Origin of the sequence: Natronococcus sp. CG52, from assembly GCF_023913515.1 — an archaeon.
Taxonomy (GTDB): domain Archaea; phylum Halobacteriota; class Halobacteria; order Halobacteriales; family Natrialbaceae; genus Natronococcus; species Natronococcus zhouii.
The window spans coordinates 916,433-938,324 of record NZ_CP099391.1 but is presented as its reverse complement, the minus strand read 5'-3'; the positions used below and the strand labels follow the sequence as shown (position 1 = coordinate 938,324).

Below are 21,892 nucleotides of genomic sequence, written 5' to 3'. Positions count from 1 at the left end.
AAATTCTCTCGGCCAGAAAAACGCCGGCTATATACGCCATACCGTACGAACACCAGCCGTGCATACCGATCGTGGTCGTGATTCCGGTTCGATTCTCGACTTGCTGGCGGATCCGTACGCGCGCGAAATTCTGACTGCAGCCAACGAAGGGCCGATGACCGCCAAGGCACTCAGCGAGGCGTGTGACGCGTCGCTGCCGACGATTTACCGCCGCGTCGCCGCGCTCGACGATCACGGGCTGCTCGAGGAGGAGACGGTGGTCGATCCCGACGGCTCACACCGAAGCGTCTACCGGACCACGGTCGAGTCCGTCCGTGCGACGTTCGACGGCGACGAACTGACCGTCGCCGTCGATACTCGGGACGAACTCGCCGACAACTTCGCCGACCTCTGGACCGAACTCCGAGGTGGGGACTGATGGCCTCAGACACCGTTCCGGCGACGCGGACCTGGATCGCGTCGAGTCTCCCGATCGCGTACGGTGCGAAGCTGGTCGTGCTCGCGTTGAGCCTCACCATCGCCTACATCGCCTACCACGGCTATCGCCGAAGCGGCAACGAGCCGATGCTGTACGTCTCCGGCGGGTTCGTCTTTATCGGGACGGGAGCGATCTGCGAGGGAATGCTCTACGATCTGGCGGGGGTTTCGATCTCGGCGGCCGGACTCGTGCAGGCGGGACTCGTCTCGGTCGGACTGACGCTCGTCCTCGTTTCGCTGCGAACGGGAACGTAGCGGCCGGCCGTCTCGCACGCGATTAGCGGAACCGGCGGACCGCCGTTCCGCAACCCGCGCAATTATGTGGAGTGATTGCACAAGCCACCACATGGAGATCGACCTCGCGCCGCTTCTCGCCGCCCTCGAGGACGAGGGAGCGGACGGCTACCTCATCGACGACGACGCCTCGGACTCCGACCAGCGGTACGTCTCCGGCTTTACCGCACCGGACGCCTACCAGACGCTGGTGACCGCGGAGGGCGACGTTCACCTCCTCGTTTCGGGCCTCGAGTACGGCCGGGCGACGAAGGAGGCAACGGCGGACTCGGTGACGCGACGCGCCGCGTACGACTACCAGGAACTGCTCGCCGAACACGGTTCGTACGAGGGAACGATTCGAACGATCGCCGCCTTCCTCGCGGACCGCGACGTCGACTCGATCGCGGTGCCCCGGAACTTCCCGACGGGAACCGCGGACGGTCTTCGAGAGCAGGGGCTCGCGGTCGCGGCCGAGACCGAAGGCGTCGTCGAGGGGATTCGAGCGACGAAAACCCCCTGGGAGACGAACCAGATCCGGGCGACCCAGGAGGCCAACGAGGCCGCGATGGCCGTCGCCGAGGAACTCATCGCGACGGCTGCCGTCGAGGACGGGGTCCTCGTCCACGGCGACGAACCGCTGACCAGCGAGGACGTCAAGGAGAAGATCGAGATCACCCTCCTGCGTCACGGCTGTGCGCTCGACGAAACGATCGTCGCATGCGGCCCGGACGGCGCCGACCCGCACAACCGCGGCAGCGGCACGCTCGAGGCGAACGAGCTGATCGTGATCGACATCTTCCCGCGGGACAAGCAGACCGGATACTTCGGCGACATGACCCGCACGTTCGCCCGCGGCGAGCCGAGCGACGAGGCGCGCCGGCGGTACGACGTTACCGAGGAGGCGTTCGAGGCCGCACTCGAGACCATCGAGGCGGGCGTTACCGGCTCCGACGTCCACGACGCGGCCTGCGACGTGATCGAGAAGGCCGGTTACGACAGCCTCCGGAGTAATCCGAACGCCGAGACGGGATTCATCCACAGCACCGGCCACGGCGTCGGGCTGGACATCCACGAGCAGCCGAGCGTCGCCCCGACGGGCGGAGAACTCGAGCCGGGCCACGTGATCACGATCGAGCCCGGCATCTACGACCCCGAGGTGGGCGGCGTCCGAATCGAGGACCTCGTCGTCGTCACCGAGGACGGCTACGAGAACCTGACCGAGTATCGGGTGGAACTCGAGCCGATCGCCAGGTAACGCCGGAGCGCTAGCCGATAGTAGCCACTGACAGTCAGTGCACACCCGATCGCACGACGGGAGCGCGGGTCGGAGGGAGCGCGGTTCGGAACGAACGAAGTGAGTGAGAACCGCGGACGCGAACGGGGAGGAACGACCCGTGAGCGAAGCAAGCGAGAACCGCGGACAGTGCGGTCGGTGTGGAAACCGTTAATTGGTACTATAGCTGTCTTTTGCCGCGCGTTCGCCGACCTCGAGTCCGTTCCGGAGCGCCGCGTGCAACCGCCCCTCGCCGGCGACCCAGTCGCCGAGACAGTACAGTCCCTCGCTCTCCGCGCGCTGCAGGGGATCGCTCGCGACGCCCGCCTCCGGCAGCGCGTAGCGCCAGTCCTGGTGATCGGTCCAGTCGGGATCGGTCAGACGGTCGTCCTCGAGCAATCCGGCGGTGAGCGCCGCGAGTTCCGCGAGGTTGCGCTCGGGATCCTCGTCCGCGTGATCGACCGACCACTCGTGGTTGGCCTGGACGACCAGCAGCGACTCGCCGTCGGGAAGGTGTCCGGGTTTGCACTCCTCGCGGCCGATCCAGCCGATCTCGTGGGTCTTGTCGGTGTCGACCAGCGCGTAATACGGCGCCTCGAGTTCGAACGGGTAGTGGAAGATTCCCGTCCAGATCCGACGGTACGGGACGTCCTCGACGGCTTCGACCAGCGGTTCGCGGCAGTCCGACTCCCACGCGGCCGACCGCAGCAGGTCGGCCGTCTGCGGCGCCGGCGGATTGAGGAGCACGGCGTCGTACGGTCCCCAGCGCTTCCCGGTGGCGTCCTCGAGTTTCCACGTCCCGGCGTCGGCGTCGCGCACGACGCGCTCGACGCGGGTCTCCCGGTGGATCGTCGCGCCGGTGCGGTCGAACAGCCGCTTCGCGAGTTGCGTCAGCCCCTCCCGGTAGGTCCACTTGTGCTCGTCGGCGTCGCGTCCGGGCGAAATCTCGCCCTCGCCGTCGAAGGTCCAGACCGGGTCGGTGACGTCGACCAGGCCGTCGCTCGGGAGCGTCTCCGTGAGGAGGTCGGCGACGCCCTCGTCGTCCGATTTGACGTAGTTCGCGCCGTAGTCGTAGACGATACCGTCTCGCCGTCGGGTCGCCGCCCGACCGCAGAGTCCGCGGGATTTCTCGAGCACCGTCACCGAGACGTCGGCGGTCGATTCCTCGATTTCGAAGGCCGCCGCGGCCGCGCCGGCGCCCGCGCCGGCGATCCCGATCCGTTCCATACCGTCCCCTTCGAGTCGGACGCTGAAGTACCCTCACGCAGCCGGCGCCGTTTGCCGGCTCGTCGCGTTCGCTCGCCTCGCTCGTTTACGGGTACGGCACGCGCGACCGACTCGCAAGCGACAACGCCGTCCCCGAAATACGACGACTCGATCGTCGAGCGCTGTCACTCGCGTGTTCACAAATTCTGGCCACAGGCATATCCGACCGGCAGTTCGTCGTCCCGTTACGGAACGATCGCGCACCGTGTTTCCATTTCCGATCACGGAGGAGATGGTGGATGCATCGTCGTGCCGCCGTGACGCTGATCCATTCGCGTGGCCGTTACGCGGGTCTCACGTCGAACAACCCGCGTTCCGCAACTCGAGTCACGCTCACCATGACCTCCGGCACCAACGATACGCAGCGGAATTCGAACGGTGATTCGGTTTCCCCCGACAACATCGAGGCGGCCGACTCGAAACTCGTCATCGAATTCACCGTCCCGACCGAAACGATCGGAGAAGTTGGGAGATTACTGACCATCTCGGCCGCCGAAAGAAGAACGAGACCATACGAACACGGAGTCTACTACCTCCATCGAGACAGACGGGAGTCACTCAATCGGGTGCGAGCCAGCCCAACGTATCCTCCCGCGAGAGTTCGTCGTCCTCGCCTCGTTCGATCTCGACGAGTTCCCCCGTTATCGGGGCCGGCACGTCGATACTGACCTTCTCGATCTGGATCTCGCAGATCGCCTCTCCCTCGTCGACCCGCCGACCCTCCCGTGCGAACCAGTTGACGACGACGCCGGTCTCGTCCGCCTCGACGTCGTCCGGCCAGACGTCCGCCGCCGCGACGGCGACCCGGTCTTCGTTTCCGCCCATAGTTAGGATCGCACGGAGCGGATCGCGGCTTCGATATCATCCGTTCCCGGAATCACCTCGTCTTCCATCGACCGGGCGTACGGAAGCGGAACGTCCGGGACGGCGACTCGCTCGACGGCCTCGAGGTCGGCCAGTCCGTCCTCGGCCACACGCGCGATGATCTCGCCGGTAACGCCGTAGGAGCGGTAGTCCTCGTCGACGACGACCAGCCGTCCCGTCTTCTCGACCGACTCGAGGACCGTCTCGGTATCGAGGGGAACGAGCGTCCGGAGATCGATCACCTCGGCGTCGATTCCGTCCTCGGCGAGGGTCTCGGCGGCCTCGAGCGCTCGGTGGACGTGCAGGCCGAGCGTGACGACGGTGACGTCGTCGCCCTCGCGCTTGACGTCGGCGCTGCCGAACGGGATCGTGTACGACTCGTCCGGAACGGGCGTCTTCGGCCCGTCGGGCGCCGGCATCCAGCCGATTCCCATCAGGCGCTTGTGGAACATGTAGACGACCGGATCGTCGTCGCGAATGGCGTTGTGCATCAGTCCCTTCGCGTCGTAGGCCGTCGAGGGGACGACGACCTTCATTCCCGGCAGGTGGGCGAAGGTGCCGTAGAGCGTCTGGGAGTGCTGGGCCGCGTCGTTGTACGTCCCGCCGACGGCCGCAGTCAGCACCATCGGAACGCTCACCGAGCCGCCGCTCATGTAGGTGTTCTTCGCCATCTGGTTGTAGATCTGGTCCATACAGACGCCGAAGAAGTCGACGAACATCAGCTCCGCAATCGGCCGCATCCCCTGCTGGGCGGCGCCGACGGCGGCGCCGATGTACGCCGTCTCGCTGATCGGGACGTCCATGATCCGGTCGCGACCGAACTCCTCGAGTAGCCCCTGAGTACTGTCGAAGATGCCGCCGTAGTCGGCGACGTCCTCGCCCATGTAGAAAACCTCGTCGTCCTCGCGCATCTCGTGGCCGATCGCCTCGACCATCGCGCGGCTCATCGTCAGTTCGCGTTCGACCGCCTGCTGGGATTCTTTCTGTGCCATCAGTCGTCACCTCCGGCGATCTCGTGGGTCGGTTCGTCCGTCGTCACGCCCGACGGCGGGTCGACGAAGACGTCCTCGTGGGCCTCCTCGGGGTCGGGCTTCGGCTGCTCCTTGGCCCACTCGATCGCCTCGTCGACGCGGTCGCGGGCCCGCTCGCGGATCTCCTCGAGGTCGTCGTCCTCGACGCCCTCGCTCCGCAGGTCGGCCGCGAGCCGCTCGATCGAGTCGCGCTCCTGTGCGGCCTCCCTGTCCTCGTCCGGCCGGTAGCTCTCTGGATCGCCCATGAAGTGACCCATCCGGCGGTGGACCTGGACCTCGAGCAGCGACGGGCCGTTGCCCGCCCGCGCCCGACCGATCGCCTCCTTCGCGGCGTCGTAGACCGCCGTCGCGTCGTCGTAATCGACGCGGGCTCCCGGCATCTCGAAGCCGTCGGCGCGCCGGGAGCCGTCGGCGACGTCGCTGACGCGATCCTTCGGCATGCTGATCGCCCAGTCGTTGTCCTCGACGACGAAGACGACGGGAAGCTCCCGGACGGCCGCCAGATTGAGCGACTCGAGGAACGCCCCCTGACTGATCGCGCCCTCGCCGAGGAAGGCGACGGCCACGCTGTCCTCGCCCCGCTTCGTCGCCGCGAGTCCCGCGCCGACCGCCGGCGGACAGCCCTGCGCGATGATGCCGCTACAGGCGAAGTTCACGTCCGGATCGAACAGGTGCATGTGACCGCCCTTCCCCTTGCTCAGACCGGTTCGTCGGCCGAATATCTCCGCGGTCATGCGATTCAGGTCGACGCCCTTCGCGATCGCGACGTGGTGCGGGCGGTGCGGCGCCGTCACGGTGTCCGAGTCGCGAAGGTGCTGGCAGACGCCCGCAGCGGCGGCCTCCTGACCCGCCGCGAGGTGCAACTCGCCCGGAATCGGGCCGGCCGAGATGTCGAACGCCGGCTGTTTTCCCTCCAGGTACTCCTCCTGGAGGCGCTCCTCGTAGTACCTCGCCGTAACCATGTCCTCGAACATGGACCGTAATTCGTTAACTGCCACCATGGTTCACATCGGCACGGTTCCACACGAACGATCATATAGCTGATCGTGCCTCGCGGTAGGCGAGGGTTCGACCTCCTGCACGCGACACCGTCAGGAACCGGTAAATCGGGTCAGCAGCACGATTCCGGGACGGAGAGTAAGCGAACCGGGAATCGCTCCCTCGCGTCGCGTTTCGGCTACCGAAGGCCCGCGATCACGAGGCCGAGACCGAGGACGGTTCCGGCAGCGAGAAGCACTCCTCCGGCGGCGCCGATCACCTCGGCCGACGTCCAACCGGCGAGCTGTTCCTCGTACCGCATCGCACCCGCGGAAAAGAGCAGCGAGAACCCGGCCCCGAACATCATCGTCGCCAGATCGACGCCGAACGGATTGCCGATATCGACCATACGGGCAGTGATCAGCCTACGGGAATAGGAACCGGGCCGTCGTTCGCAGCCGATACTACTGCTACCGGGACATTCCGAGTATATCGACGTTTCGTTCGAAAAGCGTCCGCGGCGCGATCGGTGAACGGGATGCGTGAATCAGCCGCCTTCGCCGTCGTTCTCCCCGTCTTCGTCCGGTTCGTCGTCCTCGCCCTCCTCGGGGTGACCGCCGGTCTCCTCCTCCTCGTCGATCGGACCGCCACCGCCGCCGTCCGAACCGTTGTCGACTTCGTCCGGATGCTCGGGTTGTTCGTCGTCCCCGTCGCCGTCGTCGTTGTCGCTACATCCCGCGAGGGCGGTGATCGAGCCGACTGCGGCGAGGCCGGAAAGCTCGAGCGTTCGCCGTCGGTCGAGTTCCGTCAGTGAGTCCTCGGTCATAGAATCCCGTCGATAGTTCTCGACTCGGAGGCATATCGGTCGTGCTTGCGACGGTGTACGGTCGCCGGAAGGCGGAGCGGTCGCGGACGACCTCGCGAACCGATCGATCGAACGCCTTTTGCAACGCCGACGGGTAACACAGCCCAATGGACGTACTGATCGTCGGTGCGGGATCCATGGGGACGTGGTTCGGGGATGCCGTCGACGCCGACGTCACCTTTACCGACGTCGATCCGGACGTCGCGGCCGCGGCCGCCGACGCGACCAGCGGCGACGTCACCGATCTCGAGCGCGACGACGCCTACGACGTCGTCTGCATCGCGGTGCCGCTCGGGTACGCCGCGGCGGCGATCGCCGAACACGCCCCTCGAGCGCGGCGAGCGATCGTCGACGTCTCGGGCGCGATGGCGGAACCGCTCGAGGCGATGGCCCGCCACGCGCCGGACCTCGAGCGCGCGAGCCTCCACCCGCTGTTCGCACCCGAGCGCGCCCCCGGTTCGATCGCCGTCGTTCGCGAGAACGAGGGAGCGACGACCGAAGCGTTGCTCGAGGCCCTCGAGCGACGGGGTAACGGGCTGGTCGAGACGACGGCGACGGAACACGACGAGGCGATGGAGACGGTTCAGGCGACGACCCACGCCGCCGTCCTCTCGTTCGCGCTGGCCGCCGACCGCGTTCCGGACGGATTCGAGACGCCGATCTACGACGAGTTGCGGGCGCTCGCGGCGCGGATGACCGAGGGAACGCCGCGCGTCTACGCGGACATCCAGCGGACGTTCGACGGCGCCGAGGACGTCGCCGACGCCGCCGCTGCGATCGCCGACGCCGACCCCGACGAACTCGAGTCGCTGTACCGGGAGGCCGCCCGACGAGTGCACGGCGACGACGCGAGTGAGGAGTGAGAACACATGACTGATCAACGCGAAGCCATCCGCTCGAACGCGAAGTACCTGCGAAACGTCCGACCGATCGACCCCGACGAGATCTGCGACTACGTCGACGGCAGCCCGCATCCGGCGGTCGTGCGCCAGCACCTCCGCGAGGAGGCCGTCGACCTGGGCCTGATCGAGCGCGAAGACGGCACGTTCGTCCCCGTCGGCGACGAACCGGTTCGACCGAACCGGGGTCCCGTCGAGCGCTTCCCCGAGTCGTACGAGGGGCGACTCGAGGACCTGCTCGTCGAGCGCTACGGCGTGAACTGGCACGAGGACGCCGCGGGCGATCTCCTCCGATCGACCATCCGCCGGTTCAAGTCGCGTTACCTCGAGGGTCGTCGCGTCGAGTACGACGACGACGTCGCCGCGGGCTACGCGATCTACCACCTGCCGGGCTACTACGCCGCCGTCCAGTACGCGCTCGACGACCTGGCCGAACGCGGCCTTCTCGATCGGAACCTGCGCGTGCTCGACGTCGGCGCTGGCGTCGGCGGCCCCGCCCTCGGACTCTGTGACTACCTCCCCGACGACGCCCTGCTCGAGTACCACGCGATCGAACCCAGCGCGGCCGCTGACGTCCTCGAGGAGCTGCTCGCGGAGACGGACCGCAACGTCCACACGACGGTCCACCGGACGACGGCCGAGGCGTTCGATCCCGACACCCTCCCGGGGAACGGCGAGGGCGGGTTCGACCTCGTGCTCGCCTGCAACGTCCTGAGCGAACTCGAGGACCCCCGGGCGGTCACGGAATCGTACCTCGAGGCGCTCGCGCCGGACGGCACGCTACTGGCGATGGCGCCGGCGGACAGGAACACGAGCGTCCAGCTCCGGGAGATCGAACGCGACCTCGAAGGAACGCGGATCGACGCGGGACCGAGCGACGCGGACGAAGCGAACGGAACCGCGGACGCGCCGCAGAGCGAGGTCACCGTCTACGGACCGACCGTCCGACTCTGGCCCGGCGAGACGCCGTCGGATCGCGGCTGGTCGTTCGACGTGCGTCCGGACCTCGCCGTGCCCGCGTTCCAGCGGCGACTCGACGAGGCGACGCCCGAGCACGACGAAGAGCGTTCCCCCGGCGAGTTCGTCAACGTCGACGTCCAGTTCTCCCACTCGCTGTTGCGGCTCGACGGCCGCCGCCGGATCGACGTCGACCTCGAGACGAGCGAGCGGGCGAAGATGGCCGAGATGGAGCGCCACGTCACGAACCGGATCGACCTCGCCGCGGCGAAACTCAGCCGATCGCTGTCGGAGACCGGCGACGACGGCGGCGACCGACCGGGATCCGGCAACTCGAACCCGCTGTTCAAGATCAGCGACGGCAGCGAGACCGTCGACCACTACGCCGTCCTCACCCGGGAGACGTCGCTCAATCGGGCGCTGCTCGAGGCCGACTACGGCGACGTGCTCTCCTTCGAGCAGGCTCTCGTTCTCTGGAACGACGACGAGGAGGCGTACAATCTGGTCGTCGACGAGGAGACGATCGTCGACCGGGTCAGCTGAGTCACTACCCGACCCGTCCGGCATTCCGGTGCGTTTTTCGCGCCCCCGTCCGACGACGTCGGTATGAGCGACGACCGCGAGATCCTGCTGACGAACGACGACGGGATCGACAGCACCGGCATTCGGGCGCTACACGACGCCCTCTCCGAGCGCGCGAACGTGACCGTCGTCGCGCCGGCGGACGACCAGAGCGCCTGCGGTCGGTCGATCTCCCACGAGGTCGACGTCCGGGAGCACGAACTGGGCTACGCCGTCGACGGGACGCCTGCCGACTGCGTCGTCGCGGGGCTGGCGGAACTCGGCCCCGAACCGGACATGGTCGTCGCGGGTTGTAACAAGGGCGCGAACCTCGGCGAGTACGTCCTCGGGCGCTCGGGGACGATTAGCGCGGCCGTCGAGGCCGCGTTCTTCGACGTCCCGGCCATCGCGACGTCGCTGTACGTCCCCGTCGACGACACGCCGTTCGACGAGATCGAGCTCACCCAGACGGACTTCGAGGAGGCGACCCGCGTGACGTCCTACCTCGTCGAGCACGCCCTCGAGACGGAACTCTTCGAGCACGCCGCGTACCTGAACGTCAACGTGCCGCTCCCCGACGCCGATCCGGCACCGATCGAGATCACCGAGCCCTCGAAGCGCTACGAGATGGGTGCCAGACGCGACGGCGACGTCATCCACCTCACGGACCGCGTCTGGGAGTCGATGGACCCCGAGACGATACCGGATCCCGACGGAACGGATCGTCGCGCCGTCGCGGAGGGTCGGATCAGTATCTCCCCGCTGACCGCGCCTCACACGACGAACCACCACGAGATCCTCGAAGCGCTCGCGGAGACCTACCTCGAGACCGTCGTCGCGGCCGACCACTGACACCTCGATCGACCCCGCCCGGCGTCCCGGAACAGGGAAGATTTGTACGTCGCCGCTCAACCGTGGCGTGTGACGAGCGTCGAAATCGAGTACTGCGTTCCGTGCGGGTTCCTCTCCCGCGCCGAGGACGTCCAGCACGCACTGTTGACGACGTTCCGGGAGGACCTCGAGGCAGTTACGCTCCGGACCGGCGACGACGGGGTCTTCCTGGTTCGCGTCGACGACACGGTCGTGTTCGACAAGAGCGAGGACTCTTACGACGTCGACGAGCTCGTTCGCGAGGTTCGTGCGTACGTGTGACGCGGTTGAATCCGCACTGACTCGTGATGGAGATAACCAACTTGCGGCTCGCAAGGCTGCCGCTATTCCACGGCGGCGGTGTGAACACAAACCGAACTCGACAGCAGACCAAGTATATAACGGGTTGAACATAAGAGCAAGGTAGGTGGGCGTTCAAGCAGCGGTAGTCTCAACGAGGGTGACCAACATATGGTATTCAGTACACTCTGGACGCGTCTCTCGTCTCTCTGGTCCGGCGATTCTGCCGACAACGAGACGAGAGCGGAGTCTACGACGGAAGCGCGGGAGGAATCGATCGAAGAAAATAACGACGAAACGCTGAGCTACGCGGAAGAGATCGAGTACGGCACCGACGAACGGAAGCTCCCGGACGACGACAAGATTCTCCGACTGCTCGTCAAACGCGGCGGACGGGTCGACGAGTCGACCGTTCTCGACGAAACCGGCTGGTCGGAGGACTACCTGGCCGGCGTCATCGACCGCATGGAAGACGAAGACCAGGTCAGCGCGATCACCGTCGGCCGGAAACGCGTGATTTGCCGTCGCGGCTTCGAACCCAAGGGATACCGCTCGCACCTGAACGAGTGAGCCTCGAGCAGCGGTCGTGTTCTACGTCTCCTCCCGGAAGAGAGCCCGCCGACTGCGACCGAATCGTACGATATCGACGGCGAACGGTAACGTTGCGATTAGGTGAAACCTTCGGGCGCGGATGCGACGGCGTATGAAAGCCACGCTCGTATTTATCGGTGATCTACTGGTGAGGCGTACCCGGACTCGCACCGGTGTTTTTCGTCATCGCGATCGTTGCCAGTACCCTCGGCACGACGTGTCGCCGGACTCACCACGTCGATCGCCGAATGGATCGTGCTGGCGTTTCTCGTCCTCGGGGTCGTCTCGCTCCTCTTTTAGACTCGCGACGAGGGCAGTTCGTACCGAGTCGAATCGACTCACTCGAGTCAGCTTTTGCGGAGCGCTCGAACCCGTGATACGGCTCTGCCAGCTACTCGTAGCGGATTCGTCGCTACCGAGTCGGTCGGCTCGCTCGAGTCCTCGATCGAAGCACCGATCCGCCAGTCGAGGGGACGGATCTGCAACTCGAGGGGGTAACCGATATCGGTTACGAATACACGACAACACCTAACACGACAGGCAGTGAATATACTGGACGTACATTACAATGACCGAGATCGGCGGATTTCAGAACAACGTTGCACGGATCGACCTCAATGAGGGGGAGGTGAACCACGACCCGATCGACGAGGAGGACGCGAAGAAGTATATCGGCGCGCGCGGACTCGGGGTGAAGTACGTCTTCGAGCAGGGGCCGGACGTCGACCCGCTCGGGCCGGACAACCTGCTGGCGTTCGTGAACGGCCCGCTGTCGGGGACGCAGGTGACGATGAGCGGTCGGATCGCCGTCTGTACGAAGTCGCCGCTGACCGGTACCGTCACCGACAGTCACCACGGCGGCTGGTCCGGTGCCCGGCTGAAGTGGGCCGGCTTCGACGGCCTGCTGTTCGAAGGCGAGGCCGACGAACCGGTCTACGCCGTCGTCGAGGACGGCGAGGTCGAACTTCGGGACGCCTCACACCTCTGGGGGAAGGGCGTCCACGAAACGCGGGACACGCTCGAAGAGGAAGTCGACGGCTCTTACGGCAAGAATCTGAGCCTCATGGCGATCGGCCCCGGCGGCGAGAACGGGGTCCGCTACGCCTGCATCATGAACGAGGACGACCGGGCCTCCGGCCGCGGCGGCACCGGTTGCGTCATGGGCTCGAAGAACCTCAAAGCGATCGTCGTCAAGTCGAACACGAAGATGCCCCAGCCTGCCGACCCGGAAACGTTCAAGGAGGGCCACCAGCAGGCGATGAAGGCGATCACGGAGTCCGACGTCACGGCGCCCAACGAGGGCGGCCTCTCGATGTACGGGACGAACGTCCTGATGAACATCACCGAGGAGATGTCCGGGCTGCCGACGCGCAACGGAAAGTACACCTCGACGGGTGACGCCGTCGAGGACGGCTGGGCCGACGACGAGTTCGACGCCGAGAAGGTGAGCGGCGAGAACGTCCGGGAGAACATCCTCGTCGACGAGCCGACGTGTCACTCCTGTCCGGTCGCCTGCAAGAAGGAAGTCGAGGTCCAGGCGATGCACAAGGGCGAGGAGATGAACGTCCGGATGGAGTCCTACGAGTACGAGTCCGCCTTCGCGCTCGGCCCGAACTCCGGCCACACCGAGCGCGACGACATCGCGCTGATGATCGACCGCTGTAACGACATGGGCGTCGACACCATCGAGGTCGGCAATATGATGGCGATGGCCATGGAGATGACGGAGGAGGGTAAACTCGAGGACGTCGGCGAGTTGGACTGGGGCGACTCCGAGACGATGGTCGACATGATCGAGCGCATCGCCCGCCGCGAGGACGACCTCGCAGACCTCCTCGCGGAGGGTGCAGCACGGGTCGCCGAGGCCCGCGGCGCCGAAGACAACTCCCTGGCCGTGAAGGGACAGACCATCCCGGCCTACGACCCGCGCTGCATGAAGGGGATGGGAATCGGCTACGCCACGTCGAACCGCGGGGCCTGTCACCTGCGGGGCTATACCCCCGCCGCGGAGATTCTCGGCATCCCGGAGAAGGTCGACCCCTACGAGTACGAGGGCAAGGGCGAACTCACCGCGGAGTTCCAGGACCTTCACGCCATCTCCGACAGCTTCGACATCTGCAAGTTCAACGCCTTCGCCGAGGGGATCGAGGAGTACGTCTCCCAGTACAACGGGATGACCGGCTTCGACGTCACCGAGGACGAACTCATGGAGACCGGCGAGCGCATCTACAACTTGGAGCGCTACTACAACAACCTCGCGGGCTTCGACGGCGCGGACGACTCGCTGCCCGCGCGCTTCCTCGAGGACGGCATCCGCGGCCAGGGCGCCAGCGAGGGCGAGTACTGCGAACTCGAGGAGATGAAAGACGAGTACTACGACCACCGCGGCTGGGTCGACGGCGTCGTTCCCGACGAGAAACTCGCAGACCTCGAGATCGAAATCGGTCCCGGAACCGGCGTCAGCACCGGCGACGGCGGCGCCGCAGCTCCGAGCGACGACTGACCGCGTCGATCTTTTCGCGGGTCGCCGACCGGATGCCGATCGTCGCGGACCAGATCAGGAGCGCTGACCGATGAGCGAGAGCGACATTCCACGGCTGGCGCTGCTCGACGACCTCGCCGAGCGCGTTCTCGAGCACGCGGCGAACGAACTCGAACCCGAGCGCACGACGCTCGAGGTGACCGGGTACGCCGACGGCGACTACCGAATTCGCGCCTACGAGACGGTGTCGATCCGGACCGATCCGGACCGCGGCGAGCTCTGGGAACGGATCGAGATTCGATACAACCGCCACCGGGAGTGGATCCAGCGCTACCAGTACGCCGAGTCCGAGCGCGGACGGTTCGACGAGACCGTCACCGACCTCGAGTCGTATCCCGATCCGGTGGCGCTGGCCGAGTACGACGACGAGTGACGGTCCCGGCGAGCTATTTCGGCGAGAATCGACGTCTCGATCGGTCGTGGACCGCCGGCCGCCCGCCTGACGTGTCCCGCACTCGGACGGCTGACCGGAAGACATATACCGTTCCTGGCTGGATTCGCGGGCAATGTATCACGACGCGTTACGCACGTCCCCATCGCGACCGATGAGCGGCTCCTCCGGAGACGGAACCGATCGTCACGAACTGTTCAACAGCGCGACCGGCGACGAGCGTGGTCGGTGATCTCGCCCATGGGAAACTTCATCGTCGACCTGACCAGCGGCGTCCGGAAGCGGTTCGAAACCGTCGAACGGCTCGAGGCGGGCTGGCTCAGGTGTAGCCGTCCGCGGACGGAGACGAAACCTCACCACGCCGGCGACAGAACGACGAAGTACTACCGACTGGCGGACGTCGAGTCGGTGCGACCCCGTCAGTAGCCTCGCGACTCGTTCGTCGATCTTCTTCCGAGCGCTTCGTTCTCCCGCCGGCACCGGTGACTCGTCTCGAAACGGCAGGTTGGGAGGAGATCGGACTGCGAATCGGGCTCGGCGTCCGCTTCTTCGCCGTCCTGCTCGGCGTCTGGCAGCCGTTCAGCGGGATCGACGAGGACCCGAGTTGAACGCGGGTGGTGGGCGCGAATCGAAAGAACAGACGGAACTTTCCTCGTTGGCGCCGTTCGTTGCTCCAGTATGGATACGAGTCGTGCCGCCGCGCGGGAACGCGACGCGGCGGATCCGATCGAGCCGTTCGCCGACCGCTTCGACGTCCCGGGACTGTACATGGACGGGAACTCGCTGGGTCCGATTTCGGAGGGCGCGGAGCGGACGCTCGAGCGAGTCCGCGAGGAGTGGCGCGAGCGGGCCATCGGCGGCTGGACCGACGGCGATCCGCCCTGGTTCGAGTACGCGGAGACGCTCGGCGACCGCCTCGCCCCGCTCGTCGGGGCCGAGGGCTCCGAAGTCAGCGTCGCCAACTCGACGACGGTCAACATCCACGCGCTGATCGACACCTTCCTCGAGGACGGGACGGTCGTCGTCAACGAACTCGACTTCCCCACCGACCACTACGCGATCCGGGCGCAGTTGCGACGGCGGGGCCTCGATCCCGACGATCACCTGGTCGTCGTCGAGTCTCGCGACGGTCGCACGATCGAGGAAGACGACGTGGTCGACGCGCTTTCCGACGACGTCGACGTGCTGTTCATGCCCTCGGTGCTCTACCGGTCGGGACAGTTGCTCGACCTCGAGCGACTGACGAGCGCGGCCCACGACCACGGCGCGCTCGCGGGGTTCGACCTCGCCCACTCCGTCGGCGTCGTCGACCACGCGCTCGAGTCGGTCGGCGTCGACTTCGCCGTCTGGTGTCACTACAAGTACTGTAACGCCGGGCCGGGTGCGCCCGCGGGACTGTACGTCGACGAACGCCACTTCGACCGGCGGCCGGCGCTGCCGGGCTGGTGGGGCCACGAGAAGGAGACGCAGTTCGAGCTTCGTTCCACGTACACCCCGGCGCCGGACGCCGGCGCCTACCAGATCGGAACCCCGCCGGTGCTCGCGATGGCGCCGCTCGAGGGCGCCCTCGAGACGATCGAGGCCGCGGGGATCGAGTCCATCCGCGAGAAGTCCCTCGAGCTAACCGAGTACCTCGTCGCGCTCGCCGACGAGCGACTGCCGGAGTGTACCGTCGGGACGCCGCGGGAGCCGGATCGGCGGGGCGGCCACGTCGCGCTCGAGCACCCGGAGGCCTACGGGGTGAGCCGCGCGCTGAAGGAGCGCGATGTTGTGGTAGACTTCCGGGCGCCGAACGCGATCCGGGTCTGTCCGTCCCCGCTGTACACGAGCTTCGAAGACGTTTATCGAGTCGTTGAGGAGTTTGTGGGGGTTCTCGAGGAACGAGCGTACGAGGGGATCGAACCGGAAGACGCCGACGTCACCTGATGGCGCGGTACCTCGTCGTCGGCGTTCCGGCCGTCGAGACGACGGTATCGAATCCGCGCGGCGGATGTCGTCCGTTCGGCGTCGACGCCCGTCCAGGGGAGCGACGCGACGGATCCCGCGACGCTCGCGGCGGTCGCGACCGCACGCGGATGTACCTTGATCAGCCTCCGAGGAGTACCACCACGCATGTCCGAGACCGTTCACTCCGACGTGGCGATAATCGGCGGCGGAGTCGCCGGACGAGCGGCGGGGATCTTCGCGGCCCGACACGGATTCGATACCGTCGTCCTCTCCGCCGGCAGTCCGCTCCTTCGACGCAACGCCCACCTGGAAAACTACCCCGGGTTCCCGGCCGGGGTGAATTCCCGACTGCTTCTCGACATGATGCGGGATCAGGCGGAGCGATCCGGATGTACGTTCCACGAGGCGGACGTCACCCGGATCGAACCGATCGACGACGGATTTTCGATCGAGACGGCGTCCGGCGACGACCGCTCGGCGGCGTACGTGATCGCGGCCACGAAGAACGCGACCGACTACCTGAGCGGCATCGAGGGCGTCGAGATCATCGAGCAGGGGAACGGATTCGTCGAAACCGACGAACGGGGCCGAACGGGCGTCGACGGGCTCTACGCGGCGGGACGCCTCGCGGCGAAGCCGCACCAGACGATCGTCGCCGCCGGTCACGGCGCCGAGGTCGCCGTGACGCTGCTCGAGGACCACGGCGGGGGCTTCTTCCACGACTGGGTCGCCCCGGAGGGCTACTTCACCGAGCGCGGGATCAACGTCCCGCCCGGAGTCGAAGAGATCGACGAGGAGGAACGACGACGACGGGAGCGAGAGTCGATGGAGGTCACGCGGGAGTACTTCGCGGACCCGCACCCGGACGAACCGGAACAACACCCGAACGTCCGGTGACCGACAGTCGAAGCCGGCGGCCGTTCGCGCTACCTACATCCGTCCGTTCAGAAAAACGGGGGCAGACGCTACTCCGCGTTCGGACGTCTGCCGAGCGCTTTCCGCGAGAGGGCAGTCGCCAGTCTGAACGTAGCGAATTCGGTCGGCCCGAGGCCCGTTTTGCGGTATAGAACCGTACTACGGCAGAAATTCGAGTGGACTGGAGTGAACGGAACGAACGGGAGTGAAAGGACTTGTCGGATTTGAACCCGAAGGAAGACGATCATTCGCTTCGCTCTCTCGTGATCAAGCGGACCCTTCGGGTTCGCGTACCTCGCGGGATCTTCGATCCCGCTCAGTGACGAAAGACGTTACGCGTCTTTCGAACCGCGACTTCCAGGGCTACGAATCCCTCCTTCGACGACGATTCGCGCTGCTCACGAATTTGTGAGCCGCGCAAGAATCATGGACTCGCCGGGGTGGCACCCCCGCGCCGGGTGCGGAATACGAGGGTTCGTTCACTTTCTGAACGGACTCAGTAGCGGTTTCGGCGATACGATTCGTGTGCGGTCGGAACGTGGCGTATTCGGTCATCATGCGTCGGAGATAAACTGGCGTCGGAGCTGCATTTTCTCGCGCTCTGTGCGTCGGTCGTAGTGCTGGTCGAGGACGTCACCGGAGACGTTCATCCGGTCCGTGACGATCTCCTCCGGCGTCCCGTCGCGGAGGTGGCTGGTAATCGAACCACGGCGAAGACCGTGGGGAGACCTCGAACTCGGACACTGGCTCGCCTGATCGTGGAGCATCGCCTCACAGTTCTCTCGCTCGCGATTGTGCGGACACTCGCTATGGAGACACGGCCGCGTCGTCTTGTAGATCGCCCGCCGGATCGCCGTCGAAGAAAGCCGGCCCTGGGAACTGGTTATCAACGGGTGTCGACCGTACTTGTCGGTGACGTCGTGGCGGTGCGTATCGATGTAGTCCTGAATGACTTGGCAGAACTCTTCACCGACGGCGATCGACCGCCCGGCAGCGGTGCCGTTTTTCAGCGGCGTGTCGGTCTCTGGTCGGTGGGCGAGATCCAGGCACTGTTCGTCGGCGTCGAAGTCGCCGCGATCGAACGCGCGGAGGCTCCCGAGTCGAATTCCGGTGTGCCAGAGGATCGCAACGATCACGTGCTCGCGAGAGGCGTACGCGAACCGGTTGAGATAGTCGAGTAACTCGGTTGCGCGTTCTTCGTCGAGTTTCTCGTCTTTCGATTCCTCGTCGGCGCCGACCTCGGGGAGTAACACGCGTTCGCGCATTCCCGACTCGACGGCGTCGATCGACGCGCAGAACTCGAGGAACACGCGAAGCGTTGCCAGTTGGCCGCGAAGCGTGACCTTCGCAATACCCTCATCTCGGCGCGCGGTTCGAAACCGGTGCAGATCTCGACCCGAGAGATCGTTCAGATTCTCGACGCCGGTTTCCTGGCACCAGTCGACGAACGAGTTCAGCCGGTAACGGTGATTCTGGAGACTCTTGTCCGAAAGTTCCGGCTCGCGGTGATTTATGTAGAGGTTCACCGCTTCCGCGGGAGTGATCGGCTCGAGGTCCTGGCTCATCGTTCACCTGCAGCCTCGAGATCTCGATCGCGAACCCGTCCGTACTCGGCGGTGACCGCCGATGCACAGGCGTCGCAGACGTATCCCTCCGGGGTGATTTTCCTGGCGGGGCCGTCACACGTCGGCACGTCGCAGCTACCGACGAGGGTGAAACTCTCGCTTTCAGTACAGTATCCAGTACGTTTACCGTGGTTGCGTGTCTCGCTTGTCATGGTCTCAGTAGTCTTGGGACCGCGGACGAACCGCACGCGCCGTAGTGTAGGAGCTGGGGCGCGTGCGGCTGCTGTCCGTCGGCGTAATATACCCTCTCGAGTCAGCCGTCTTAATGGTCAGAGCATCGGTACCGATGTTTCCGAAACTCAGAATATCGTGAATAACACGTCCGTAGACCGGTCTCGGCGGGACTCCGCCGTTTCCGATGTTTCCGAACCCGGCTTCCGAACCTCTCGTGGGCCGTGGGCACCGGGCCGATCGATGCGCTCGAGCGGGGTCTTTATTCCCCGCGGGATCATTTGCTGTCATGCTTCCGTACCTTAGATACGGGAGCCAGGCGGGCCGGTGCCCCTAACACCGGGTCCGCGTGTTTTCTCGAGGACCCGACCGGGTACCGGCGGGTCCGTCTGGCTTCCGTTGCGCTCACCGAGGAACGGCGGGTACTTCAATCTAGTGCATCAAACAATGCACTATAGAGATGTGAACGATGCTGATACGCTACGGTATCACGACAGCTATCACGGTGCTGTGTGTCTTGCTACTCGAATGCGACGGCCACGGGTGGACTGGATGACGCGAGCTGACGATGCAATCCTCGAGTTCTTACTGAACGAAGGAAACGAACCACTTGTGGCGAACCCGACCACCGTCGAGGCAAACATTGACTACAAGATCTCTCATGTTCGGCGTCGGCTTCGAGCACTCCAAGAGGGAAACCTCGTAGAATACTACGATGAAGATCGTGGACTTTACCAAATCACTGACCATGGCCAAGCATATCTCTTAGGCGAGTTAAATTCTGAAGATCTGCAGCTGTAGACTCCCTAATCTTGTAGTTAGAGCGCGAAAACGAGTGATTGAAAGACTATTCAGTTACGGCTCGTCGAATTCGAAGCTCTCGGTAGCCACGACCGTACTTGAACCACCATCGATGGATGCGGTCGCAGTAATAGTGCCTTCAGCGTCGGTCACATCAGTGCTATCCGTGATTTCGGAATGTTCCGCATCATCAGTTAGAGCGGCCCAATCAACTCTTTCTGAGCTTCCAACGGAGCTAATCGTTTCTTTCACCGTTATCTGATCAGATTCAGTTCCCGACTCCATGACCGTATATTCAATAGTTACGTCAATCTCATCAGAATTACCTTGAGAAGTCCACGTTGATTGAATGTCGCGTTCGTTACTGTCGACATCAAGATTAACGCCTGCCTGTGCTTCTTCGTTAAGACTACCACCCATATCCAGGACGAACGCAGCGATCACAGCTGCGAGAATCACAGTGATGGCCACCATAAGGATGACGCCAATCACTGGCGATACAGCACGTTCCTCCTCGTTTCCGAGGAGCTTCTTTCCGAGTTTGTCGAACATTGTTGTTTTCCGCACCGATGAACGGTCGCAAGGATTATCGTCTCGAGTCTGGACCCGTGACATGCGTATGTGGGGATTGGGGTCAGCCAACCCACAGCGCCCTTCCATCCTTCCGCCGTTTGGTGCTATTAGTTACGACGAAACTGCTTGCATATATATTTATAGTATCGTGAATATCAAAACATCCTATAAGACTTTCAGAACTGATAATCAGTGAGTGATAGAAGGTCTACAGCACCGTCTTGAAGTCGACCCCTGCTTGCGATTATCCGGAATAGGTTCGGAAAGCAACCAATATATTGCTGGAATTACACGACTCGAGCATGACCGATTTCGTAACCGACCGCGCACTCGCGCGCACCTACGACGGCGGGGCCTACCCTGACGCCTGGGAAGCGGTCGAGCAGTACCGCCGGGCCACCAGGTACGCCTCGAAACACGACACGAAATCCAGCGCGACCGCGAGCGCCCTAGACCTTCCGCGATCTCGACTTCGGACCTGGATCGACGACGGCGGCGCACCCGACTCGGTCCGAGCGATCGAAGCCGCCCATGCCCACGGCTGGCTCGACGTCAATTACGACGACCCGGAGTTCACCGGCCTGAACGCGCTCGTCGCGAACGTCTTCTCGGGCGGATCGATCGCAGAGGAGAACTACCGAGCGTTGTTTACGCTCAATCACCATGGTGAGGATTCGCACGTCTTCGACGCCCTCGAACTCGCGAACGTCGACTACGAGATCGACGACGATCGCGACGGCCGGGCCGACGAAGTTCGACCGACCGAGGACGGGATCGTTCTGGGGCGCGTGCTCGCCGTGCTCGGTGCGCCAGTCGGGCCCAAAGCCCAACAGCGACTCGAACTCCCGTCGTACCTCGAGGACGCACCGGCCGACGTTCGGGAGACGTTCGTGTACGCCTATCTCGAGAATAGGGCCGTCGAACACGAAGGGAGAGACACGCTCACGATTCGAGAGGACCGGAACCGAACCTATCTCTCCAACCTGGCTGAGCTGATTTCTGACGTCGCCGGTGGAGGGGTCGAACTCCGCGAAAAGTACATCGTCATTTCAGCGGATGCGGCACGGTCGCTCGGGGTCGTGACGTGAAACTCCTGCGTCTGTTTATTTGATTTAGATTCGGTAGTCGTGTTACGTACAGGAGACAGACTTAGCGAGTGTTCGCTTGTCAGTTACTGACAGACATACTACCAAATCCCTTATATTATTGACACCCCCTTATCTAAAGTACAGCGCCCGAAATTACATAGTGTGCGTCTGCTCTAATACGCAGTGGACGTTCTGACGACGGCGTGCCGTCGTCCATTCCCGTGAGTTCTCACGTGGTTCGCATACCCAGTCCAAACGTGTGCTGCAACAAGCGAACCACGAAAATGGGAAACCCACGACAGGCTGACGAGACGAACGACCTGCTAACTATCTGTGCCACTCAGCACTGTCGTCCTATCCTCTCGTATTTCCGGAATTCATCGGAAGACACTGTACAACTCACCGATCTCATTGACCATCTCGAAAAAGAGGCACATGGAGACAGAGAACAAGTATCTGGACAGTTGTACCACTCAGTGCTCCCTCGATTGGCAGAGGTCGGATATCTTGAGTACGACAAGAGAAGCGACATAGTACGGTATCATGGTCATTCTGAATTAGAAGCACTAGCAGTTGCTATTGCAAACCGATAACTCGTTTTCAGTCTGAATGGAAGTGAATGTGCCGTTCA

25 protein-coding genes are annotated in these 21,892 nt (G+C 64.3%); 17 read left to right on the top strand and 8 right to left on the bottom strand.

Annotation, left to right across the window (positions count from 1 at the left end):
- The first annotated feature begins 58 nt into the window (after positions 1-58).
- The 3 genes from NED97_RS04880 (at position 59) to NED97_RS04870 (ending at position 2,008) form a co-directional block, all read left to right on the top strand.
- Entirely contained in the window at positions 59-418 is a 360-nt protein-coding gene (locus NED97_RS04880) for a winged helix-turn-helix domain-containing protein (RefSeq protein ID WP_252489603.1), read from the top strand.
- The gene (locus NED97_RS04875) at positions 418-732 is read left to right on the top strand and encodes a DUF7521 family protein (RefSeq protein ID WP_252489602.1); all 315 of its coding nucleotides are present in this window, start codon (positions 418-420) and stop codon (positions 730-732) included. The genes NED97_RS04880 and NED97_RS04875 overlap by 1 nt, the downstream gene beginning before the upstream one ends.
- Positions 733-823: 91 nt before the next feature.
- On the top strand, positions 824-2,008 hold the full coding sequence (locus tag NED97_RS04870) for a M24 family metallopeptidase (protein WP_252489601.1): 1,185 nt from the start codon (positions 824-826) through the stop codon (positions 2,006-2,008).
- Between the two features lie 189 nt (positions 2,009-2,197).
- On the opposite strand, the gene NED97_RS04865 is transcribed toward NED97_RS04870, so the two are convergent.
- The 6 genes from NED97_RS04865 to NED97_RS04840 form a co-directional block, all read right to left on the bottom strand.
- Complete coding sequence (locus tag NED97_RS04865; RefSeq protein ID WP_252489600.1) at positions 2,198-3,253, bottom strand: NAD(P)/FAD-dependent oxidoreductase; 1,056 nt, start codon at positions 3,251-3,253, stop codon at positions 2,198-2,200.
- A 597-nt stretch (positions 3,254-3,850) separates the two neighbouring features.
- Positions 3,851-4,117, bottom strand: a complete 267-nt coding sequence (locus tag NED97_RS04860; protein ID WP_252489599.1) for a lipoyl domain-containing protein — start codon at positions 4,115-4,117, stop codon at positions 3,851-3,853.
- Between the two features lie 2 nt (positions 4,118-4,119).
- Entirely contained in the window at positions 4,120-5,148 is a 1,029-nt protein-coding gene (locus NED97_RS04855; protein ID WP_252489598.1) for an alpha-ketoacid dehydrogenase subunit beta, read from the bottom strand.
- Positions 5,148-6,161 carry a thiamine pyrophosphate-dependent dehydrogenase E1 component subunit alpha gene (locus tag NED97_RS04850; protein ID WP_252489597.1) on the bottom strand — a complete coding sequence of 338 codons (1,014 nt, stop codon included), beginning with the start codon at positions 6,159-6,161 and terminating at the stop codon, positions 5,148-5,150. Before NED97_RS04850 ends, NED97_RS04855 begins: the two co-directional genes overlap by 1 nt.
- 203 nt (positions 6,162-6,364) lie before the next feature.
- Positions 6,365-6,574: a hypothetical protein gene (locus NED97_RS04845; RefSeq protein ID WP_252489596.1), complete on the bottom strand. Its 210-nt coding sequence runs from the start codon at positions 6,572-6,574 to the stop codon at positions 6,365-6,367.
- Between the two features lie 138 nt (positions 6,575-6,712).
- A complete protein-coding gene (locus NED97_RS04840; protein WP_252489595.1) occupies positions 6,713-6,991 on the bottom strand; it encodes a hypothetical protein in 279 nt (92 codons plus the stop codon).
- A gap of 146 nt (positions 6,992-7,137) precedes the next feature.
- Here NED97_RS04840 and NED97_RS04835 point away from each other — a divergent pair, with 146 nt between their 5' ends.
- The 11 genes from NED97_RS04835 to NED97_RS04790 all read left to right on the top strand — a co-directional run bounded on the left by NED97_RS04835 (position 7,138) and on the right by NED97_RS04790 (position 16,985).
- A complete protein-coding gene (locus tag NED97_RS04835) occupies positions 7,138-7,893 on the top strand; it encodes a prephenate dehydrogenase/arogenate dehydrogenase family protein (RefSeq protein ID WP_252489594.1) in 756 nt (251 codons plus the stop codon).
- 6 nt (positions 7,894-7,899) lie between these two features.
- A complete protein-coding gene (locus NED97_RS04830) occupies positions 7,900-9,429 on the top strand; it encodes a small ribosomal subunit Rsm22 family protein (RefSeq protein WP_252489593.1) in 1,530 nt (509 codons plus the stop codon).
- 63 nt (positions 9,430-9,492) lie between these two features.
- Complete coding sequence (gene surE / locus NED97_RS04825; RefSeq protein WP_252489592.1) at positions 9,493-10,299, top strand: 5'/3'-nucleotidase SurE; 807 nt, start codon at positions 9,493-9,495, stop codon at positions 10,297-10,299.
- A gap of 69 nt (positions 10,300-10,368) precedes the next feature.
- Positions 10,369-10,599, top strand: a complete 231-nt coding sequence (locus tag NED97_RS04820) for a SelT/SelW/SelH family protein (protein WP_252489591.1) — start codon at positions 10,369-10,371, stop codon at positions 10,597-10,599.
- 189 nt (positions 10,600-10,788) lie between these two features.
- Complete coding sequence (locus tag NED97_RS04815) at positions 10,789-11,187, top strand: helix-turn-helix transcriptional regulator (protein WP_252489590.1); 399 nt, start codon at positions 10,789-10,791, stop codon at positions 11,185-11,187.
- A gap of 589 nt (positions 11,188-11,776) precedes the next feature.
- Complete coding sequence (locus NED97_RS04810) at positions 11,777-13,711, top strand: aldehyde ferredoxin oxidoreductase family protein (protein ID WP_252489589.1); 1,935 nt, start codon at positions 11,777-11,779, stop codon at positions 13,709-13,711.
- 70 nt (positions 13,712-13,781) lie between these two features.
- Positions 13,782-14,123 (top strand): hypothetical protein, encoded by a 342-nt coding sequence (locus NED97_RS04805; protein ID WP_252489588.1) that lies wholly within the window; start codon positions 13,782-13,784, stop codon positions 14,121-14,123.
- Positions 14,124-14,381: 258 nt separating this feature from the next.
- Positions 14,382-14,567 carry a hypothetical protein gene (locus NED97_RS04800; protein WP_252489587.1) on the top strand — a complete coding sequence of 62 codons (186 nt, stop codon included), beginning with the start codon at positions 14,382-14,384 and terminating at the stop codon, positions 14,565-14,567.
- Between the two features lie 56 nt (positions 14,568-14,623).
- On the top strand, positions 14,624-14,749 hold the full coding sequence (locus NED97_RS23070; RefSeq protein ID WP_256493409.1) for a hypothetical protein: 126 nt from the start codon (positions 14,624-14,626) through the stop codon (positions 14,747-14,749).
- Positions 14,750-14,819: 70 nt separating this feature from the next.
- Positions 14,820-16,067 (top strand): kynureninase, encoded by a 1,248-nt coding sequence (gene kynU / locus NED97_RS04795; protein WP_252489586.1) that lies wholly within the window; start codon positions 14,820-14,822, stop codon positions 16,065-16,067.
- 186 nt (positions 16,068-16,253) lie between these two features.
- Positions 16,254-16,985 (top strand): FAD-dependent oxidoreductase, encoded by a 732-nt coding sequence (locus NED97_RS04790; RefSeq protein ID WP_252489585.1) that lies wholly within the window; start codon positions 16,254-16,256, stop codon positions 16,983-16,985.
- A 572-nt stretch (positions 16,986-17,557) separates the two neighbouring features.
- Here NED97_RS04790 and NED97_RS04785 read toward each other — a convergent pair.
- Positions 17,558-18,568 (bottom strand): tyrosine-type recombinase/integrase, encoded by a 1,011-nt coding sequence (locus tag NED97_RS04785; protein WP_252489584.1) that lies wholly within the window; start codon positions 18,566-18,568, stop codon positions 17,558-17,560.
- A 759-nt stretch (positions 18,569-19,327) separates the two neighbouring features.
- Here NED97_RS04785 and NED97_RS04780 point away from each other — a divergent pair.
- Positions 19,328-19,600 (top strand): ArsR family transcriptional regulator, encoded by a 273-nt coding sequence (locus NED97_RS04780; RefSeq protein ID WP_345781223.1) that lies wholly within the window; start codon positions 19,328-19,330, stop codon positions 19,598-19,600.
- Positions 19,601-19,654: 54 nt separating this feature from the next.
- Here the strand turns inward: NED97_RS04780 and NED97_RS04775 are convergent, their stop codons facing one another.
- Entirely contained in the window at positions 19,655-20,152 is a 498-nt protein-coding gene (locus NED97_RS04775) for a type IV pilin (protein ID WP_252489582.1), read from the bottom strand.
- A gap of 323 nt (positions 20,153-20,475) precedes the next feature.
- Here NED97_RS04775 and NED97_RS04770 point away from each other — a divergent pair, with 323 nt between their 5' ends.
- Both NED97_RS04770 and NED97_RS23445 read left to right on the top strand, forming a co-directional pair.
- Positions 20,476-21,261 (top strand): hypothetical protein, encoded by a 786-nt coding sequence (locus NED97_RS04770; RefSeq protein ID WP_252489581.1) that lies wholly within the window; start codon positions 20,476-20,478, stop codon positions 21,259-21,261.
- Positions 21,262-21,545: 284 nt separating this feature from the next.
- Positions 21,546-21,854 carry a DUF7344 domain-containing protein gene (locus NED97_RS23445; RefSeq protein ID WP_455429869.1) on the top strand — a complete coding sequence of 103 codons (309 nt, stop codon included), beginning with the start codon at positions 21,546-21,548 and terminating at the stop codon, positions 21,852-21,854.
- Positions 21,855-21,892: the final 38 nt, after the last annotated feature.